The 18829-nt window shown below is 66.4% G+C and carries 13 protein-coding genes and 1 tRNA gene; 9 read left to right on the top strand and 5 right to left on the bottom strand.

Annotated features, from left to right (window positions below; translation table 11 throughout):
- Nucleotides 1-40 precede the first annotated feature (40 nt).
- Genes ACSQ8Y_RS02670 through ACSQ8Y_RS02660 form a run of 3 tightly spaced genes read left to right on the top strand, consistent with a single transcriptional unit; the run spans nucleotide 41 to nucleotide 2728 of the window.
- Nucleotides 41-1351, top strand: coding sequence for a sensor histidine kinase (locus ACSQ8Y_RS02670; protein WP_436264919.1), 1311 nt, complete (start codon nucleotides 41-43; stop codon nucleotides 1349-1351).
- Entirely contained in the window at nucleotides 1348-1983 is a 636-nt protein-coding gene (locus tag ACSQ8Y_RS02665) for a response regulator (RefSeq protein WP_436264918.1), read from the top strand. Before ACSQ8Y_RS02670 ends, ACSQ8Y_RS02665 begins: the two co-directional genes overlap by 4 nt.
- A gap of 1 nt (nucleotide 1984) precedes the next feature.
- The gene (locus ACSQ8Y_RS02660) at nucleotides 1985-2728 is read left to right on the top strand and encodes a MipA/OmpV family protein (RefSeq protein ID WP_436264917.1); all 744 of its coding nucleotides are present in this window, start codon (nucleotides 1985-1987) and stop codon (nucleotides 2726-2728) included.
- A 15-nt stretch (nucleotides 2729-2743) separates the two neighbouring features.
- Here the strand turns inward: ACSQ8Y_RS02660 and ACSQ8Y_RS02655 are convergent, their stop codons facing one another.
- Entirely contained in the window at nucleotides 2744-3313 is a 570-nt protein-coding gene (locus tag ACSQ8Y_RS02655; RefSeq protein WP_436264916.1) for a porin family protein, read from the bottom strand.
- A 188-nt stretch (nucleotides 3314-3501) separates the two neighbouring features.
- Here ACSQ8Y_RS02655 and ACSQ8Y_RS02650 point away from each other — a divergent pair, with 188 nt between their 5' ends.
- On the top strand, nucleotides 3502-4080 hold the full coding sequence (locus ACSQ8Y_RS02650; RefSeq protein WP_436264915.1) for a YdeI/OmpD-associated family protein: 579 nt from the start codon (nucleotides 3502-3504) through the stop codon (nucleotides 4078-4080).
- A gap of 25 nt (nucleotides 4081-4105) precedes the next feature.
- On the opposite strand, the gene ACSQ8Y_RS02645 is transcribed toward ACSQ8Y_RS02650, so the two are convergent.
- The gene (locus tag ACSQ8Y_RS02645) at nucleotides 4106-4342 is read right to left on the bottom strand and encodes a hypothetical protein (protein WP_436264914.1); all 237 of its coding nucleotides are present in this window, start codon (nucleotides 4340-4342) and stop codon (nucleotides 4106-4108) included.
- A 267-nt stretch (nucleotides 4343-4609) separates the two neighbouring features.
- Here ACSQ8Y_RS02645 and ACSQ8Y_RS02640 point away from each other — a divergent pair, with 267 nt between their 5' ends.
- Nucleotides 4610-5404 (top strand): DUF4262 domain-containing protein, encoded by a 795-nt coding sequence (locus tag ACSQ8Y_RS02640; RefSeq protein ID WP_436264913.1) that lies wholly within the window; start codon nucleotides 4610-4612, stop codon nucleotides 5402-5404.
- A gap of 294 nt (nucleotides 5405-5698) precedes the next feature.
- On the opposite strand, the gene ACSQ8Y_RS02635 is transcribed toward ACSQ8Y_RS02640, so the two are convergent.
- From ACSQ8Y_RS02635 to ACSQ8Y_RS02625, 3 genes are all read right to left on the bottom strand, one after another.
- A tRNA-Asn gene (locus ACSQ8Y_RS02635) sits at nucleotides 5699-5774 on the bottom strand.
- A 63-nt stretch (nucleotides 5775-5837) separates the two neighbouring features.
- A complete protein-coding gene (locus tag ACSQ8Y_RS02630) occupies nucleotides 5838-7745 on the bottom strand; it encodes a putative bifunctional diguanylate cyclase/phosphodiesterase (RefSeq protein WP_436264912.1) in 1908 nt (635 codons plus the stop codon).
- A gap of 61 nt (nucleotides 7746-7806) precedes the next feature.
- Nucleotides 7807-14001 carry an ATP-binding response regulator gene (locus ACSQ8Y_RS02625; RefSeq protein WP_436264911.1) on the bottom strand — a complete coding sequence of 2065 codons (6195 nt, stop codon included), beginning with the start codon at nucleotides 13999-14001 and terminating at the stop codon, nucleotides 7807-7809.
- 202 nt (nucleotides 14002-14203) lie between these two features.
- Here ACSQ8Y_RS02625 and ACSQ8Y_RS02620 point away from each other — a divergent pair, with 202 nt between their 5' ends.
- The 4 genes from ACSQ8Y_RS02620 to ACSQ8Y_RS02605 are packed head-to-tail and all read left to right on the top strand — an operon-like array spanning nucleotide 14204 to nucleotide 18723.
- On the top strand, nucleotides 14204-15244 hold the full coding sequence (locus tag ACSQ8Y_RS02620; protein WP_436264910.1) for a sugar ABC transporter substrate-binding protein: 1041 nt from the start codon (nucleotides 14204-14206) through the stop codon (nucleotides 15242-15244).
- Nucleotides 15214-16197, top strand: coding sequence for an ABC transporter permease (locus ACSQ8Y_RS02615; RefSeq protein WP_436264909.1), 984 nt, complete (start codon nucleotides 15214-15216; stop codon nucleotides 16195-16197). Before ACSQ8Y_RS02620 ends, ACSQ8Y_RS02615 begins: the two co-directional genes overlap by 31 nt.
- Nucleotides 16198-16207: 10 nt before the next feature.
- Nucleotides 16208-17758 carry a sugar ABC transporter ATP-binding protein gene (locus ACSQ8Y_RS02610; RefSeq protein WP_436264908.1) on the top strand — a complete coding sequence of 517 codons (1551 nt, stop codon included), beginning with the start codon at nucleotides 16208-16210 and terminating at the stop codon, nucleotides 17756-17758.
- Entirely contained in the window at nucleotides 17758-18723 is a 966-nt protein-coding gene (locus tag ACSQ8Y_RS02605; protein WP_436264907.1) for an ABC transporter permease, read from the top strand. Before ACSQ8Y_RS02610 ends, ACSQ8Y_RS02605 begins: the two co-directional genes overlap by 1 nt.
- Nucleotides 18724-18829 lie beyond the last annotated feature (106 nt).

Here is an 18829-nt window from a genome sequence, read left to right as displayed (position 1 = left end):
TAGAATGGCTGCGCTCCGACTTGCCAAAACGACAGGCTTAATGAACAACATCAGCAATTATCTTTCGCGCGCACACAGCCGCTATCCCGCCGCCGCGATGATCGCCAGCCTGATCCTCGGCCTGCTGGAGCTGGCCCCGCCATTTGCTACCGGAGCCGGCGAAGCCGAACTGCACAACGCAGTGGGGCGGGTGGCGCGCCATCTCGCCAGCCTTTTCACGCCGGCGCCCTCCTTGCTGCGCGTCGGCTCGGACCGTGCCACGCTGGCTTTTGAGCTATTCCTTGCAGGCGAAGCGCTGCTGATGGCCACTTTCATCGGCCTGCTATGGTGGCGCATCAAGCCCGCGCTGCTGCGCACGCCCGTGGTCGACGCCATGCTGCTGGCAGCGCAACTGGTGATCACCGTCGCACTCAACTCGCTGGCCTTCCACTTGATCTTCGCAGCTCAACTGGCGGCGCTGCTGCCGTTGCGCCGCGCGCTGGCATGGCTGGCGGTGCAATTCCTGCTCGGCGTCGGCATGGACGTTTGGGTGCTTACCGGTCCCGCGTTGCACCTGAACGACAAGTCCATCCACACCATGCTGGCAGTGCTGACCTCCGAGCGCTTGGTGCTTCTGCTGGGATTCGCCTTCGCCTACATGATGAAACAGGAACAGCGCATGCGCGTGCAGCTTGCAACGTCGAACGCCCAGTTGCGCGCCACCCAGTCGCTGCTGGGCGACACGGTACGCTCGTCCGAACGCATGCGCATCGCGCGCGACCTGCACGACGCGGTCGGCCACCACCTGACGGCTCTCAAGCTTCACCTGGACCTGGCGGTCCGCCAGTCCGACAGCAAGCCAGCCGCCGCACTGGGCACAGCGCGCGAACTGGCGACGTCGCTGCTGTCCGAAGTGCGCGGCGTGGTCAGCGCCGAGCGGCAGGAAGCGGAGATCAACGTGCGGCAAGCCTTGCGGCTGCTGTGCGACGGCATCCCCTCGCCGGCCATAGCACTCACCATGGACAGCGGCGCCGACGCCTGCCGGCCAGCGGCCGCCCACACCCTGCTGTGCTGCGTGCAGGAAGCCATCACCAACGCGGTCCGCCACGCCGGGGCCGCGCTGCTGACGATAGACATCCGCCGCAACGAAAGCGGCGACAGCGTGATCGCGCGCATCGCCGACGACGGCAGGGGCAGCGGCGGCGCCCCTGAAGGCAACGGCCTGTCAGGCATGCGTGAACGCCTGGCCGAGCATGGCGGCGCGCTGCGCATTGGCAGTAGCGGCGACGGCAGGCGAAGCGCCGGCGGCGAAGTCCGTCGCCGTGGCTACCGGCTCGAGTTCACGCTGCCCATCGCGGGAGCACGCGCATGATACGCGTGGTGCTGGTGGACGACCAGATGCTGGTGCGCAGCGGCATACGCGGCCTGCTCGACCTGACCCCGGACATACGCGTGGTGGCCGAAGCGGCCGACGGCGCCGAGGCCGTGGCCGTCATCGCCCAAGCCCAGGCAGACGTGCTGCTGCTCGACGTGCGCATGCCCCATTGCAGCGGCATCGAACTGCTGCGGCGCGAACAGGGGCGGCTGCCGCCCACCATCCTGCTTACCACCTTCGACGATGACGACGCCCTGTTCGACGGCATGCGCGCCGGTGCACGCGGCTTCCTGCTCAAGGACATATCGCTGGAACGGCTGGCCGAAGGCATACGCAGCGTCGCTGCGGGCGCCACGCTGTTCCGGCCCGCGCTCACCGAACGCACCCGCGCCGCCTATGAAAAGCCTCCTGCGGCCCCCTCCCCGATGGCGCTGTCCACACCGCTGACCAGCCGCGAAACGGAAATTCTCGCGCTGATGGCGGCGGGCTTCAACAATGCCGAAATCGGCCAGGCGCTCGGGCCCAGCGAAGGCACCATCAAAAACCACGTGTCCAGCATCCTGTCCAAGCTGGGCGTACGCGACCGGGTGCGCGCCGTACTGCGCGGCCTGGAACTGGGACATATCTGACATGGAGAGGTCCCCCGTCACCGCGGCCCTGCTGGCAATGTCCCTGGCCATGGCCACGCCACAGGCATGGGCATGGGCGCAATCGGAAGAGAGCCTGATACCGGAAGGCTCGACGGACGTGTGGATAGGCGCAACCCTGGGCAGCGCGCCGAGTCGGCCCGGCAGCGCGCTGCGCTCGACCTACCTGGTGCCGCAGTTTTCGGTGGAGTGGAGTAACGGCGTGTTCCTGCAAGGGCTGGAACTCGGCATGAAGATGTCGCGCGACCCGCTGCTGCAATACGGCCCGGTCGCATCGCTGAATCTCGGCGGACGACGGTCCGACGGCAGCAGCGCTGGCGCGCGGCCGGTGTTCGGCGGCTTCGTCAACTACCAGCCGGTACAGGAACTGCTGCTGCATGCGCATGCCTACGCGCCGGCCGGCCGCGACGGCAAAGGCGCGCTGCTCAATCTGAGGGCTGCCACGCACACCTGGGTGGTGCCGCACCATATGCTGGGCGTGGCGGCCGGCGTCAACCTGGCGGATGGCGCCGGCATGCAATCGGACTTCGGCACCGCGCGCTACCGGCCAGCGGGCGGCATACGCGACGTGTTTGCCGAAGGGCGATGGCACTGGCAGTTCAGCCGCAAATACACGCTGACCGCAGCCTTACATGGGAGCTGCCTGCTGGGCGACGCGGGCGCAAGCCCGCGCACCAGCCAACGCACCGGCATCGCCAGCTCGCTCACGGTCCAGTACAGCTACTAGAGCTGCAGAAGCGATTTAGAAACCGGCCTTCACGCCCAGTTGCAAAGTGTTGTGGCTGACGTTGATGCCATCCTCGCGCGTGCGGCCCAGACGCTCGGCCTCGAGCGTCAACGCCACATCCTTCGTCACATTGTAGGCAATGCCCACGCCCAGCAAAGGCTTGGTGGAAGAGACACGGTCCGAATTGCCGGTATTGGCCACCGTGTAGCGGTTGCGCGCCACGCCCAGCTTGCCGAACACGGACCAGCTGTCGTTGAAGCTGTGCGTGGCGCGGGCGGCCAGGTAGAAGCTGTTCAACTTGAAGGTTGGATCGCTCGCCATGCCCAGCGCCGCCTTGTCGAAACGGGCTTTGGCCCCCTGTGAATAGCCGCCTTCCAGCGCCAGGTAATCCGTCAGCGCATAGCCGCCGTACACCTTGAAGACGGCGCCGGCGTCGTCTTTGTCGGTATTGCCGTTGAGCGGATTGCGGAAGGTCAGCTCGCCGCCTTTGGCCACGGTGACGCCAGCGAAATAGTCCTGCGCAGAAGCGCACGAGGAAGCCAGGACGGCGGTGGCCAGCAAGGTCGAAATCAATGCTTTGGACATACGGTTCCTTAAAAAAGAGTGCTGATTCCGGCACGGTGGCAAGGCCGAATCAGTGCAGCGATTGTAGGAAAACGTAGGGAGGCGCACATGTGCCGGCAGGCACAGGGCGGGTGCATGACTTCAGGCATATACCTTGGCTATAATGACCTGATAGCGAACTGACATTATTTCACAGCGAAAGGATGCCCATGAATCCCAAGGTCGACGCCTACATAGGCAGAGCAAAGAAATGGCAGGAGGAATTAATGGAGCTGAGAGCGATCGTCCTCGACTGCCATCTGACCGAGGAATTGAAGTGGGGCGTGCCGTGCTACACCGACCAGGGCAGCAACATCGTGCTGCTGCACGTCTTCAAGGAATACTGTGCCATCCTGTTTTTCAAAGGTGCGCTGCTGAACGACGCCGACGGCGTACTGGTTCAGCAGACCGAGAACACGCAGGCCGCGCGCCAGATCCGGTTCACCAGTGTCGATGAGGTGAGCAAGCTGAAAGCCACGGTGAAAGCCTACATCCGCCAAGCCATCGAAGTGGAAAAAGCCGGCCTGCACATTGATTTCAAAAAGACCGCCGAATTCACCGTCCCCGAAGAGTTCCAGGCCAAAATGGACGAAACGCCGGGCCTGAAGGCCGCCTTCGATGCGCTGACCCCGGGCCGGCAAAGAGCTTACCTGCTCCACTTCGCCGCCGCTAAACAGTCCAAGACCCGCGTGGCTCGGGTGGAGAAATATACGCCGAATATCCTCAGCGGCAAGGGCCTGGACGACTAGTGATGCATTCGGGCGGGCGTGGCAGCTACGAGCGGACGTGCCGGTGCGTATCAGGAACGGCGATTCGCTCAGTCTGGGGAGACACTATCCAGCCAGGCAATTTTCGGCGCAGCGACGCGAATTCCGCCGTCGCGATATCGACCAGCACATTGTCCCCAGTGTGATGAATGACGCGCGCCTCCCGCGTGGCGTCAACCAAGGCAAGCGCCTCCTCGGTGGAAACCGTCGCGGCATTCGTCCGTCGTAAGATGACCTGGCTCATAACTTCAATATAGCACAAGCGACAACCGCAATCAGGCCAGGAGCCCCAAGCCCTCCAAATCCTTGGGGAAGCCGGTGACAATCCACGCACATTCCCCTCGTGCAACATGCTATCCTGCCAAAGACAGCTGCCGGCCAGAAACTGCCGTTCAACAACACTTAGCCGAAGAAATGGAACCGCATGCCCCTTCCCGACCGTAGTGGCGGCAAGCTCCTGGCCAACAGTTTCGCTTCAACGAACATCTACTAACGGCGCACGCCTGCATTCATGACCGCACATACTCACAATTTTCCCGACTGGCCGTTCCCTGATCCCGTTTCCACGGCCACCTTCTGCACGGACAAAGTGGCACGCGGAGACTTCGATGTGCTGAGTGTGGCCCATGATTTTAATGGAGACTGGCAGTTCCTGGACGGCACCACGGACGAGCCGGGAGAATGCGTCATGCTCTGTCTCGGCTGTCTTTTCGAGAAGCACGCCGACATCGCGGCCATCGCCGACCTTCCGCGCGGCTGGGGCGCCTGCCGCGACGTTGCAGGGGGCAAATGGGAGCGTTGGGCGCTGGACCCCGAAGACGATCAGGACCATGGCGAACAAGACGCGCCGCATGAATGCGGTGGACAAGAGGCGGACGCCAAGGCGCTGGCCGATATCGAGAAGTACGGCCTGCATGTCATCAGCGTGACGGAAGAGGATGAACATCCGCCGTTTGCCTATTCGATCGGTATTGAACAATCGCTCGGCATGCCGGAGCTCATTGTCATCGGCCTCAAGTCCAACGTTGCCTGCAGCGCCATCAACGAGTGCTATCGACAGATGAAGGAGCGCGGGGCGATCGCTCCGGGGGCACGCATCGCCGGTCTGCTCGGCGGTGATTTCGAGTGCGTCATCGGCGAAGCGTCCTCCGAGCAAGTTGCCGACTATATGCATTGGGCGAGCTGGCTGTACAAGGGCCGACCGTTTCGAGCCTATCAGATCATCTGGCCGAGCACTACCGGCGTGTTTCCATGGGAACCGGGTGCCAGCGACTGGCTTATCGCGCGCCAGCCCTTGCTGGCCTGACAACCTGAGCAACGCTTCGATAAAGGTCCGCTTCCGGGCGAGAACGGAAGTTCCCAATAAATCAGATCGAGAATCAAATAGTCGCTGACGGAAAATTTGTCCTCCGCCCTCCTGTTCCGCTCAGCATCCACGGTCTCGCCAGCAGGCCGCCATCTGCCACGCGAACCCTGCCTTAGGGGTAGGCCATCTCCTCGCACAACAGCCTCACCACGGCCCACTGTGCGCAATAGACGGTCCCTGAAACGCAAAAAGCCCAACCGTTTAAGGCTGGGCTCTACGCTTGCTGCTGTGTACTGGCTCCCCGACCTGGACTCGAACCAGGGACCTGCGGATTAACAGTCCGTCGCTCTACCAACTGAGCTATCAGGGATTAGACGCGAGATTGTACACTGCCGCTCCCGCTCTAACAAGTGCCGCTCGGCAAGCAAAAACCTTACTTTTCCTTCTCCGCACGCTGCGTCTCCCCCTTGTCTGGCCATGCGCTATGGGTCGGCGACAGGTCCTGCTCATGCAGCAACGCGGTCAGGGTTTCCGCCGCGACCGCCTTGCTGTAGTAAAAACCCTGCGCGGCGAGGCAGCCATGCGCCCTCAGGAAATCCGCCTGCTGCGGCGTTTCCACCCCTTCGGCCAGCACTTTCAAGTGCAGGCTCTGCGCCATGGCGATGATGGCGGTCACCAGGGCGGTGGCGCCCGGATTGCAGCCTATGCCGCTGACGAAGGACTGGTCGATCTTCAGCGCGTGCACGGGGAAGCGCTGCAGATAGGCCAGGCTGGAATAGCCGGTGCCGAAATCGTCGACAGACAACTGGATGCCCATATTGCCCAGTTCCTTGAGCATGGCGATGTTGTCCTCGCTCTTCTGCAGCAGCACGCCTTCGGTGATTTCCAGGTCCAGCACGGTGGGCGACAGCCCGGTCTCGTCCAGGATGTCCTTGATCGTGGCCAGGAAGTTGGGTTGATAAAATTGCCTCGGCGATAGATTGACCGAGATCCGCATGTCGCGGTAGCCGGCGTCGTGCCACCGCCTGAGCTGCAGGCAAGCCTGGCGCAGCACCCATTGCCCTATCGGCAGGATCAGCCCGGTTTCCTCGGCGATGGCGATAAAGGCGCCGCAGGCGATCGGCACGTCGTTGCCCGGCTGGCGCCAGCGCAACAGGGCCTCGGCCGAAAAGATGTGGCCGTTTTCTATGTCCACCTGCGGCTGGTAGTGCAGCGCGAGTTCGTCCTGCGCGAAGGCGCGCCGCAGACGGGTTCCCAGTTCCAGGCGCTGGCGCGCGCGCTTGTTGATGGCCGGCGTGAAATATTCATAGCAGCCGCGTCCGTTTTCCTTGGCGCAGTACATGGCGGCGTCGGCCGCCCGCATCAAACTCTCGACGTCGCCGCCGTCGTCCGGATACAGGCCGATGCCGATGCTGCCGCTGACATGCAGTTCGTGGTCGGCGACGACAAAGGGCTGGTCCAGGGCCGCCAGGATCTTTTGCGCCACCCGGGCGGCGTCGTCGCTGGCGTGCAGCTGGATCAGGCTGACGACGAACTCGTCGCCGCCAAGGCGGGCCACGCTGTCGCCCTCGCGCAGGCATTGCTGCAGGCAACTGGCGACCAGTTGCAGCAAGCGGTCGCCGGCCTGGTGGCCCAGGGAATCGTTGATGTGCTTGAAGTAATCGAGGTCGATGAACAGCAGCGCCAGCTGGTTGCCGTTGCGGTGGGCCAGCGCGATGGCCTGGGAGACCCGGTCCTGGAACAGCACCCGGTTGGGCAGGCCGGTCAGGGCATCGTAGTGGGCCATGTAGCGGATGCGCTCCTCGGCCTGCTTGCGTTCCAGGTTCTCCGCGCGCAGTTTTTCGTTGGCCTCGAGCAGCTCGGCGCTGCGTTGCGTCAGTTCCGCGGTGCGCTCCTCGACCCGCTGTTCCAGGCGGATTTGCAGGTGGCGCAAGGCCAGGTGGGTCTTGATCCTGGCCAGCACTTCCTCCGCCTGCAGCGGCCGCACGATGTAGTCCACGCCGCCGCTGGCGAAGGCCTTGACCTTGTCCAGTTCCTGGTCGGCCGAACTGATGAAGATGATGGGAATGTCACGCGTGCGGGCATCGGCCTTGAGGCGCTCGCACACCTTGTAGCCATCCAGTCCCGGCATGATGACATCGAGCAGGATCAGGTCGGGCAAGGTCGTTTGCACGAAGCGCAACGCGGTTTCGCCGTCGCTGGCGGGATGCACGAGGTAGCCATGCTCATCGAGGATGTGCATCAACAGGCGCAGATTGGCGGGCGCGTCGTCGACGATCAAAATGCGGTCCCTGGGCGGCGATTCCAGCCGTTCCCGCACGACGTCGATAGCCGTATTCATGCTTCCTCCTCCCCTGCGGGATAATGCTGGTCTGACTGTAACAGAGTCGGGAGCGCTAAGGTCACGGCAGTTCCTTTAGATTTTCGCCCTGCAACAGCCGCAATATCTGCGTGTATTGAAATTCACTGGCCAGCGTGGCCAGCGCGCGCGCCAGTGACGGGTCGCCGACCTCGGCGATGACAGCCTCTACCGCCGCGGTATCGAGCTGGACCAGCCCTTGTTCCAAGGCCAGGCGCTGCGCCGCAGGCAGGACCGCCAGCGCCCCGGCGTCGAGCTTGGGGGCCGCCGCGCCGCCCTCGCCCTCCTCCTGGTGGACGAAGGTCACGCCCAGATGTTTCTGCATCAAGGCGAACAGATCGGATTCGTGGAAGGGCTTGCGCAGGAAATCGTCGCAGCCGGCGGCCAGGATGTCGGCGCGTTCGTCCTCGAAACTGCTGGCGGTCAGCGCGATGATCACGGTGGCGCCGCCGTTCGGACTGGCCTTGATGCAGCGAGTCGCGGCGCGTCCGTCCATGACGGGCATGCGCATGTCCATCCAGATCAGGTGCGCCGGCCAGGCGCGCCACAGCTCGACCGCCTGCCGGCCGTCGCACGCCTCGCGCACCTCGAAGCCGAGCGGCGCCAGCAAGCGCCTCAGCAATTGGCGCGCCTCGGCGCGGTCGTCCACCACCATGACGCGGTAGCGCGGCTGGCCCGCCGCCAGGGCCACCACGCGGCGCGGCAGCGGGTCCGGCGAGGCCGCCTCGGCGCTCACCGGTGGCAGATCGACACTGAAGCTGGCGCAGGTGCCATGGCCGGGTTCGCTGGCCAGCCGCAGTTCTCCGCCCATCAGGTGCACGAAGTTGCGGCTGATGGCCAGGCCCAGGCCGGTCCCTTCGCGCTGCGCGCCGCCGGCCCGCACGAAGGCGGTGCCCAGCTGGCCCAGTTCGGCGGCGACTATGCCGATGCCGGTGTCGGCCACGGCGAAGGCCAGCCGCCCGTCCCCCGGCTCCGGGTGTACCCGCAAGACCACCTCGCCGTGTTCGGTGAACTTGAGCGCGTTGTCGAGCAGGTTGATCAGCACCTGGCGCAGTTTGAGCGTATCGCCCCGGACGAACTGCGGCACGCCCTCCAGCGCGAAGCGCAAGGATAAACCGCGCGCCTCGGCCTTGAAGGCGAACATGTCCTCCAGTTCGTCGAGCACGGCATGCAGGTCGAAATCGGTGATGTCGAGCACCAGGCGGCCGGCCTCGATCTTGGCCAGGTCGAGCACCTGGTTGATGAGCGCGCGCAGGTGTTCGCCGCTGCGCAGGATGATGGCCAGGTCTGCCCGCGTCTCGTCCGGCAAGGCGGGACGGCGCTCCATCAGCCGGGCGAAGCCGAGCAGCGTGTTCAAGGGCGAACGCAGTTCATGGCTCATGCTGGACAGGAATGCGCTCTTGGCGGCATTGGCCGCGTCCGCGCTCTTGCGGGCCGCCCGCTCTGCCTCGGCCTGGCGGCGCTCGGTCAGGTCGAGCACGAAGGCCAGGCCCTGCTCCCGCGAGCCCTCCAGCAAGGTGCCGCCGACCAGGGCAGGCATGCGCGTGCCGTCCTTGCGGATGAATTCCTTCTCGTACTGCGTGCAGGTGCCGACCGTGCTCAGCTGGGTGACCTTGAGCCGGTCGAGTTCGCCGTATTCGCTCGGCGTGACCCCGCTCCAGCTCAGCTTTCCCGCAGCCAGATCGGCGCGGCTGTAGCCGAGCATGTCGAGGAAGGCATCGTTGGCGTCGCTGATGCCGCCGCGCACATCCCAGAAGAAAATGCCGATGATGTTCGCCTCGACCAGGCGGCGGATGCGGGCTTCGCGCTCGCGCAGGTCGGTGTAGAGCTGGGCGTTTTCCAGCGAGATGGCGGCCTGGCAGGCGAGCAGTTCCAGCACGGTCACGCGCGCGGGCGTGAAGGCGTGCGTGAGCAGGCTGTTTTCCAGGTACAGCAAACCGATCAGGGCGCCCTGGCGCACGATCGGCAGGCACAGCACAGACTTGGGCCGGTGGCGAGAAAAATAGGCGTCGCCGGCGTACGGGTGCATGGCCGCCGCGTCCGCCAGCAGGACGGTCTCGCCGCTGCGCCGGACGTAATTGAGTATGGTTTCCGGCAGATCCATGTCGGCCTGCCCGGCCTCGCGGTGCAGCCGCACCTGCACGTCCTGCTGGGCCACCTGGGTATCGGCCACCAGCGCCAGCTGGCCGTCGCGCACCAGCAGCAAGGCGCCGCTCTGGGCGCCGGCGTTTTCCAGCACGATGCGCATCAAGGTGTCGACCAGCTCGTCGAGCACGATGCGCCCGGAAATGGCTTGCGTAGCCTTGGCCACGGAGAGCATGTCGAGCTGGGCCAGCGGCGCGGCGGGCGGCGCCTCCGGCCCCGCCTGCAATTGCCCGTGCCGGGCTTCCAGCTGGCGCAGCTTGCCGGCCGCACCCCAGCGCGCATAGCCGTCGTGCGCCTGGCGCAGATAGGTGTCTGCCACCAGCTCGAAGCCGCGCGCGCGGTAAAAGGCGGCGGCACGCTCGTACGCCAGCGCCTCGTTGTGCACCAGGCCATGGTCGCGGGCGCTGCGCACGGCCTGTTCGTAGAGCCGCATCGCGTCGAGTTCATGCCCCTCGATGCGGGCCAGTTCCGCGCCCACCAGGGCGGCGCGGTTGGCGAAATTCTCGGGGCAGCTGCGGCGCCACTCCTCGAGCTGGCGGCGGTGCGCGTCCAGGGCGGTCAGGTGCCGGGCGCGTTCCTCGCGGCTGGCCTGCTCGTAGTGGGCGGCGCGCGCCAGGGCCGCGTAGAAGTGGTACTCGGCTACTTCGATGTGCGACGGCGAGGTCCACAGCAGCGGCTCGGCTTTGCCCGCCGCGGCGACGGCGGCTGCGTAGTCGCCGGCGAAGTAGCGCGCCTGGAGCTTGCGGATCCAGTACCAGCAGGCCGCGATCGCCAGGCGCGGATCGGCCTCCAGGTGGGCTTCGAAACGCGGCTCGTCGAAGCCGGCGCCGTTCAGGGAAGCGAAGTCGTCGGTGGCGCCACGCAGCGCGCGGATCAGCTGCAACTGGCCGGTCAGGATATCGACGACCAGGCCGAAGCCGGCCGCGCGGGCGAATTCCAGGCCGTGTCCGGCCTCGCGCTCGACCTCTTCCAGCGCTTCTCCGCAGGCCAGCAGGTTGCTCACCAGGTGGTTGCAGCTGTAGAGCGCGAAGGTCAGGTCGCCGTTTTCATTGGCCACGTCGAAGGCGCGCCGCACCCACGCGCGCCCGCTTTGGAAGGGCTGGCTCCAGGGCGTGACGACGTTGCCGAAGTGAACATAGACGCGGGCCTTGAAGCGTCCCAGGCCGTGCTGGTCCACCAGGTCCAAGCCCAGTTTGGCGAAACGGAAACCGGCCTGGTAGTCGCCAAAGCGGGGGCCGAGGAACATGCCGAGCCAGCAGTAACCCAGGCTGGATCCGTCGCTGTGGCCATGCTCCAGGCTGAGGTTGGCGATGCGGCCCACCACCATGCCCAGCAGATTCTCGTCGGTGAACAGGGCCGGCGGCAGGATGGTGGTGAGCACGTCCATCGTGGCTTGCTCGTCCGGGTTGCGCATCAAGGGCAAGTCGACCAGTTCCTCGATGGGGCGCTCGCCCACCTGCTGCCAGATGCGCGCGAACTCCCGCTCCACCTGGTCCGGGGCCGGATGCGGCGTCCATGGCAGGCCCACCCGGCGCAGGTAGTCCAGGCCGGCTTCGACCGCGCGGTCGCTGCGGTCCAGCGTGGTGAACAGGTTGACGCGGGCGCAGGTGACGGCGGCCAGGTCGGCGCGGTTGGCGGCGCGTTCGCCCAGCTGCGACAGGCGCTGCTCGGCCGAGGCCAGGTCGCCTGTCAGGTATTCGCACTCGGCCAGATGCAGGGCCAGCGCGAAGTTCAAGGGGTAACGGCGCTCCCAGCTGTCGGGCGCCAGCAAGGCGCAGCCGGCCGCCAGAAAGCCTAGCGCCGCCGCGTACGCGGTGGCCTCCTGGGCGCGCCGGCCGGCCATCAGATTGAGTTCGGCCAGACGCTCGCGCTCCTCGACGGTATCGATCAGGCCGGCGCCGCGGTTGAACTGGTTGGCGATCTCGAAAATGTGCTGTTCCAGCGCGCGAGGCGGCGCGCGCGCGGCCAGCAGCCGGCCGATGCGCAGGTGCTGCACGGCCCGTTCGCCGGGCGCGACCAGCGAGTAGGCCGCTTCGCGCACCCGGTCGTGCAGGAAGACATAGCCGTCCTCCGAGCGGAACACGCAGCCGGACCGCACCGCCTCGGCCAGGGCGGCATGGACCGCCGCCGGCGCGGCGTCGTGCAGCAGCGCCAGGTCGGCTGTCGAGGCCTTGCTGCCCAGGCAGGCAAGCAAGGTCAGCAGCGCCTGTGCGGCGGGCGCCAGGCGGTGCAGCTTGCCCAGCATCAGGTCGGCCACGTTGTCGGTATAACCTTTGGCGCGGATGCGGGCGATGTCCCAGCGCCAGCACACGCCTGCCGGATCGAAGGCAAGCAGGCCCTCGTCGGCCAGCGCGGCAATGAACTGGATGGTGAAAAATGGATTGCCGTCGGTTTTCGCGTGCACCAGCGCCGCCAGGGGCGCGACCGCCTCGCGCGCACTGTGCAAGGCGTCCGCCAGCAGGTGCGCCACGTCGTCGAGCGCGAGCGGCGCGAGCACGATGTCGTGGCGCGGTGTTTCGCGCGGTGTTTGGCCCGCTGCTTGACGTGATTCCTGGCGGGTGCGGCGCATAGCCTCGAGCGTACGCATCAGCGGATGCAGCGCGTCGACCTCGTTGTCGCGGTACGCGCCGATCAGCAACAGGTGGCGCAGCTCCGGCTGGGTCAACAGCTGTTCGAGCAGTTCCAGCGTCGCGGTATCGAGCCATTGCAGGTCGTCGAGGAAGAGCACGAGCGGATGTTGCGCCTGCGCGAACACGCCCAGGAAGCGCAGCACCACGGACTGGAAACGGTGGTGGGCGTCCTGCTGCGGCAGCTCGTGGACCGGCGGCTGCGGACCGATCAGCAATTCCAGCTCGGGAACGAGTTTGACGACCAGTTGCCCGTTCGCCCCCAACGCCGCCTGCAGCGCCTCGCGCCACTGCGCCACATCGGCTTCGCTCCGTCCCAGCAGCTGTTGCACCAGCGCCCTGCATGCCTGGCTCAGCGTGCCGTAGGGGATATCGCGCTGGTAGCGGTCGAATTTTCCGGTGGCAAACATGGCGCGGCGCGGCACCAGCACTTTGTGCAGTTCGCCCACCAGTGCCGACTTGCCGACGCCGGCATAGCCGGAAACCAGCACCAGCTCCGGCGCGCCGCCGGTGGCCACGCGTTCGAAGGCGGCCACCAGGGCGCCGGTCTGCGCCTCGCGCCCGTAGAGCTTTTCCGGGATCAGCAGTTCGGCCGAAGCGTCGTGCGCGCCCAGCGGGAAGGCATCGATCCGGCCCTGCGCCCGCCACTGCGACAGGCAATGGCGCAGGTCCGCGTCCAGGCCGGATGCGGTCTGGTAGCGCTCCTCGGCGGCTTTGGCCAGCAGTTTCATGACGATGGCCGAGAGCGCGGCCGGCAGGCCGGGCACGCGCTCGGCGGGCGGCGTGGCTTCGCGCGCCAGGTGGCAATGGAACAGTTCCATCGGGTCCGTGGCGGTGAACGGCAGTTCGCCGGTCAGCATCCGGTAGCAGCTGACGCCCAGGCCGTACAGGTCGCTGCGCAGGTCGATCGAGCGGTTCATGCGGCCGGTCTGCTCCGGCGCCATATAGGCCAGCGTGCCGGCCACGTCTTCCGGGCGCGCCAGCGGCTGGCGCTCGCGCGGCTGGACGCTGGCGATGCCGAAGCCCGTCCAGCGCGCGGCGCCGCCGTCCACGTCGACCACGGCGTTGGCTGGTTTGATGTCCTTGTGCACGATGCCGCGCTGGTGCAACTGCGCCAGCGCCGCAGCCAGCGCGCAGGCTATGGGCAGAAACTGGCCGGGCGCCATGGGGGCGCCCAGCAGATTGTCGAGCGGCTCGCCGCCGGGGTCGGCCAGCAGCAGCATAGGACGCCCGTCCTTGCGCGTCAGCGCGAGGGGGCAGACGGCCCATTGCGGGTCGAGTTTGTCGCGCAGGGCATATTCGTGTTCGAGCCGCGCCAGCCCGGCCGCGTCCGGCAAGTCCTCACTCGGCGCCCTGGCCAGCTTGGGCCGCTCTCCCTCCTGCGCGCTCACCCGGTACAGGGTGAATTCGGCATCCCGCCACAAGGTGTGGAATTGCCAGCTTGACGGTATGGAATCGGAGCTCATTGATCGGCTTGTATCACATTGGATTGGACGCAAAGAAACCTTCAAAGTTCGCGAACCGTCGCACAAACTGCTAGTCCAAAACAAAGTGTTGTCTTACCATGCAATATAGTCCGGTCGGTTGAATAAGTCGAGTTACTACAAAGATAATACCTAAGCAATACCCGAGCAATACCCGAGACAGGCGAGGCGAATGAGACACGCAATGAGCTTGTTGTTGTCAATGGCTTGCACGCATGCGGATGCGTTCACCGCGTGCGCCAAATCCGAGATCCGCCTGGTCAATTCCATGCGCGAGATCGCCCAGCCCTATCACGCCAATGTGGACAAGGGCGCCCGGATGTTCGCCCGTTGGGCCGGCCTGGAGCGCAACTACGTGTTGCAGCTGAACCAGGGCGATTCTGCCAGGCAGGTATCGCTGATGCGCGGCTTGCTGGTCACCAACGCGCGCTGCACGATCTTCAACGTGGAACCGAATTCCGATCCCGTCATCAAGCCCATGGTCGACACGGCCCAGCACGCCGGTGCCTGGATCGTCACGCACTGGGCGCACGGCGAGGGGCTGCATCCTTTCAACGGCTACCAGCAATGGATCGCCCACGTGGCGGTCGACAGCCTGGAGGCGGGCCGGGCGATCTCGGCCGCGCTGGTCGACGCCATGGACGGCCAAGGCGGCATCGTGGCCCTGCAAGGCCGGCTGGACACCGACCCCGCCCGCAAACGCTACGCCGGATTGCAGCAGGTGCTCAAGGACCGGCCCGGCGTGCGCCTGCTCGACCAGCAAAGCGCCAACTGGGACCGCACGGCGGCCTTCCCCGTCATGCAGACCTGGCTGGCCAAATACGGCGCGCAGATCAAGGGCGTGTGGGCGGCCAACGACGACATGGCGCTGGGCGCCCTCGAAGCCTTGCGCGCGGCCGGGCTGGCCGGCCGGATTCCGGTGGTCGGGGTGGACGGCATACCCGAAGCCATCGCCGCGATCGGCAAGGGCGAGATGCAGGCGACCGTGTCGAGCGACGCGTTCTACCAGGGCAGCATCGGCCTGGCCATGGGCGTGTGCGTGCTGACCGGCCAGGCGCCCCTGCCGCAAACCTGGCCCAAGGACAAGCGCGAGTTCTATCTGAAGCTGCAGCTCATCACCAAACACAACGCCGGCCAGTATCGCGCCGATCCGCCGGCCTCGACCTACATACCGGAATGGGATTGCGCGAACCTATGGAAACGCAGCACCGGCCCGGCGTTTTGAGCGCCGCCCGCGCGCAGCTGTGGGGGCCGGCATTGGCGCTGCTCATCCTGTGCATCGGCTTCGGCCTGGCCGAGCCGCGCTTCGCGACGGCGCAAAACCTGGCCGCCATCGCCGACCGCAGCGCCGTGCCGCTGATCCTGGCGGTGGGGATGAGCTTTGTGGTGCTGCAGGGATCGATCGACCTGGCGCTCGAAGGGATCATGGCGGCCTGCTCGCTGGGACTGGCCATGCTGGTGCTCAACAGCCGCAGCGCGCTCGATCTCGGCGGCGCCGGCGCGGCGCTGGCGCTGCTGCCGGGTTTCCTGCTGGGCCTGCTGAACGGCGGGCTGGTGGCGCGGCTGGGCGTGCCGTCCTTCATGGCCACGCTGGGCGTGTGGTCGGCCTCGCTGGGCGCCGCCATGCTGCTGTCCGGCGGCCAGCCGCCGCTGATACTGGACCAGGGCATGCGCAGCTTCGGCCTGGGCCGCACGGGCGCGATGCCGAACCTGGCGCTGATCGCCGTTGCCATCGTCGCGCTCGGCTACGGCCTGCAGCACTACACCCGCTTCGGACGCTACAGCATGGCCATCGGCGGCGACGAGGCGCTGCTGCGCCTGTCCGGCATTGCCGTGGACCGCTACAAGGTGGCGGCGTTTGCGTTTTCGGGCTTGCTGGCCGGGCTGGGCGGGGTGCTGGCGTCGATGCAGATCGGCCTGGGCCATGTCGATATCGGCATCGGGCAAATGCTGGCCACCGTCACCGCCGTGGTAATCGGCGGTACCCCGCTCAGCGGCGGGCGCGGCGGCGTGCTGCAATCAGCGCTGGGCGTGCTCATCCTGGCCGTGCTGGCCAACGGCATGATCTTCGTCGGCGTCACGCCGGAGCTGCAGAAGGCGGTTCAGGGCGTCATCATCCTGATGGCATCGCTGCTGGCGACCTGGCATCTGCGCGGTCGCTTGCGGAGCGTGGCATGAGCGCCGTCGCATGAGCGCGCGGATCAGCGCCGTGGACGAGCGCCATCTCATGAGCGAGCCGGTGCTGCGCGTCGAGCGGGTAAGCAAGCACTACGCCGGCCTGCCGGCGCTTGACGATGTCACGCTGGAGCTGCGCGCCGGCGAAGTAGTCGGCCTGGTCGGCGCGAACGGCGCCGGCAAATCGACGCTGCTGAAGATGATAGCCGGCTTGTGCCAGCCCGACAGCGGGCGGATCGTGCTGCGCGGCCGCGAGACCGTGCTCAAGGACAGGGCGGCCGCGTCCGATGCGGGCATCGGCATGGTGTTCCAGGAACAATCTCTGCTGCCCAATCTGAGCGTCGCAGAAAACATCATGCTTGGCCATGAAGGGGCTGCGCTGCGGGCCGGCCTGTTCTACAACTGGACTGCGCTCAACGCCCTGGCCGCCGTGCAACTCGGCAAGCTGGGCTCGGCCATTTTGCCGTCGGCGCAGACCGGCAGCTTGTCGTTCGGCGACCGGCAAGTGGTCGAGCTGGCCAAAATGCTGACGCTGGAAGAGCGCGCTCACCAGCGGCCCGTGATTCTGCTCGACGAGCCGACCTCTATGCTGGAAGCGGAACAGCTCGACACCGTTCTGAAGCGCATCCAGGGTCTGCGCGAGCGCGCTTCGGTATTGTTCGTGTCGCATCGGCTCGACGAAGTATTGCGGGTATGCGACCGGATCTACGTGCTGCGCGACGGCCGTTGCGTGGCCGAATGCGCCGGGGCTGATCGCAATACGGACGAACTGCGCCGGCTCATGCTTGGGCCTGCGACTGTACACGCGCCGCCCCGCCCTGCCCCGGCCACGCCGTCGCCGCTGCGCCTGCAGGTCAGTGGCCTGGGCCATGGCAAGCGCTATCGCGATGTCAGCTTCGACCTGCGCGCCGGAGAAGTACTAGGGCTGGTCGGTGGCGCAGGTTCGGGACGCGAACAGCTGTGCCGCACCCTGTTCGGCGCGCTGGCGCCCGACGCAGGCGAGATCGTACTCGACGGCCGGCCGGTCCGGCTGAACGAGCCCGCCGACGCGGTCCGCCACGGCATCGCCTATCTGCCCGCCGAGCGCCAGGCGGAAGGCATCGTCGCAGGAATGAGCGTGCGGGAAAACATGAGCTTGCCGCATCTGGACCTACTGCGGCGCGGCGCCTTCGTCGATGGCGCACGCGAGCGCGCGCTGGTGGCGGGATGGATGGCGCACCTGCGCATCACGCCGCCCAACGCGCAAACGCCGGCCCAGCATTTAAGTGGCGGCAACCAGCAAAAACTGGCATTGGCCAAATGGCTGCTGGTCCATCCGCCCAAGGTGCTGATCCTGGACCATCCCGCGCGCGGGCTCGATGTCGGCGCGCGCGCGGAAATCTTCGCCTTGATCCGCGAGCTGGCTGCGAGCGGCATCGGCGTGCTGCTGCTGGCCGATACGCTGGAAGAGGCGATGGCGCTGAGCGACACGCTGCTGGTGATGCGCGGCGGCATGGTAACAAGCCGTCTTCCGCTCGCGGATGGCAAGACATCCGAGCGGCAGATACTGGAGTGCATGGATTGATGGACAGGCCCCCACTCGCCGCGCGGCCCCCGGCGCTGGCGCCCGCGTTCGCAGCGGCCATCCCGACAGCCGTGCTGTTGGCGCTGCTGGCTGGTGCGGCTTTGGTGGAACCTGCCTTCCTGTCGCTCGACAACCTCGCCATGATGGCCGGGGAATCGAGCGTGCTGCTGCTGCTGGCCAGCGGCCAGACCCTGGTGATCCTGCTGGGCGGCATCGATTTATCGATGACCGCGTTGGCCGCGCTGGCATCCGTGCTGCTCGCGCTGGCACTGCCGGGAATGGGCGCCGGCGGCGTGCCGGCGGTGCTGGCGCTGACCACGGCCATCGGCCTGTTCCAGGGCGTGGTGCACGTGCACGGCCAGTTGCCGTCGCTGGTGGTCACCTTGGCCGGCGGGGCGATCTGCGCCGGCGTCGCACTGGCGGTCGGGCACACGACGATACCGGTGACGGACGGCTACGGCGCCGTGGGCTGGCTGGAGGGCAGCAGTTTCGGCCTGCCGCACTCCTTCCTGTTCGCGATGGAAGCTTTGACCGTGCTGGCGGCCTGCCTGCGCTGGCTTTCGTTCGGGCGCCGCGTGTACGCAGCAGGCCTCAATCCGCGCGCGGCGCTCATGTCGGGCGTGCGGGTAGGCCGGGTAAAAATGATCGCGTTCGCGCTGTCGGGGCTGTTTTCGGGAATGGCAGGGATGGCGCTGGTGGCGCGCACCTACAGCGGCAGCCCCACCATCGCCGACAGCTTGCTGCTGCCGAGCATCGCCGCCGTGCTAATCGGAGGCAACGCAATCAAGGGCGGCGTGGGCGGCATGGGACGCACCTTGGTCGGCGTGCTGACCATCACCTTGCTAAGGGTCGGGACCGCGGCGGTCGGGCTTGATCCGGCCTACGAACCTATCGTGTACGGGGTGCTGATCGTGTCGGCCGTGGCGCTGACGATTGATCGTTCCAAAATCGGCGTCACAAAATAGCCGGAAGATGCACTTGCAAGATGTCCAAAAGCACTAAGACGTGTCATATCCTCCGGGAGCTCTGCCGCGAGAAACGAGAGTGAATCCGCGTATATCATCTGTTACT

The sequence above is a fragment of the Pseudoduganella sp. LjRoot289 genome, assembly GCF_964252925.1.
Classification (GTDB): domain Bacteria; phylum Pseudomonadota; class Gammaproteobacteria; order Burkholderiales; family Burkholderiaceae_D; genus Rugamonas.
The sequence above is the reverse complement of the archived record's forward strand: the minus strand, read 5'-3'. Positions and strand labels throughout refer to the sequence as shown.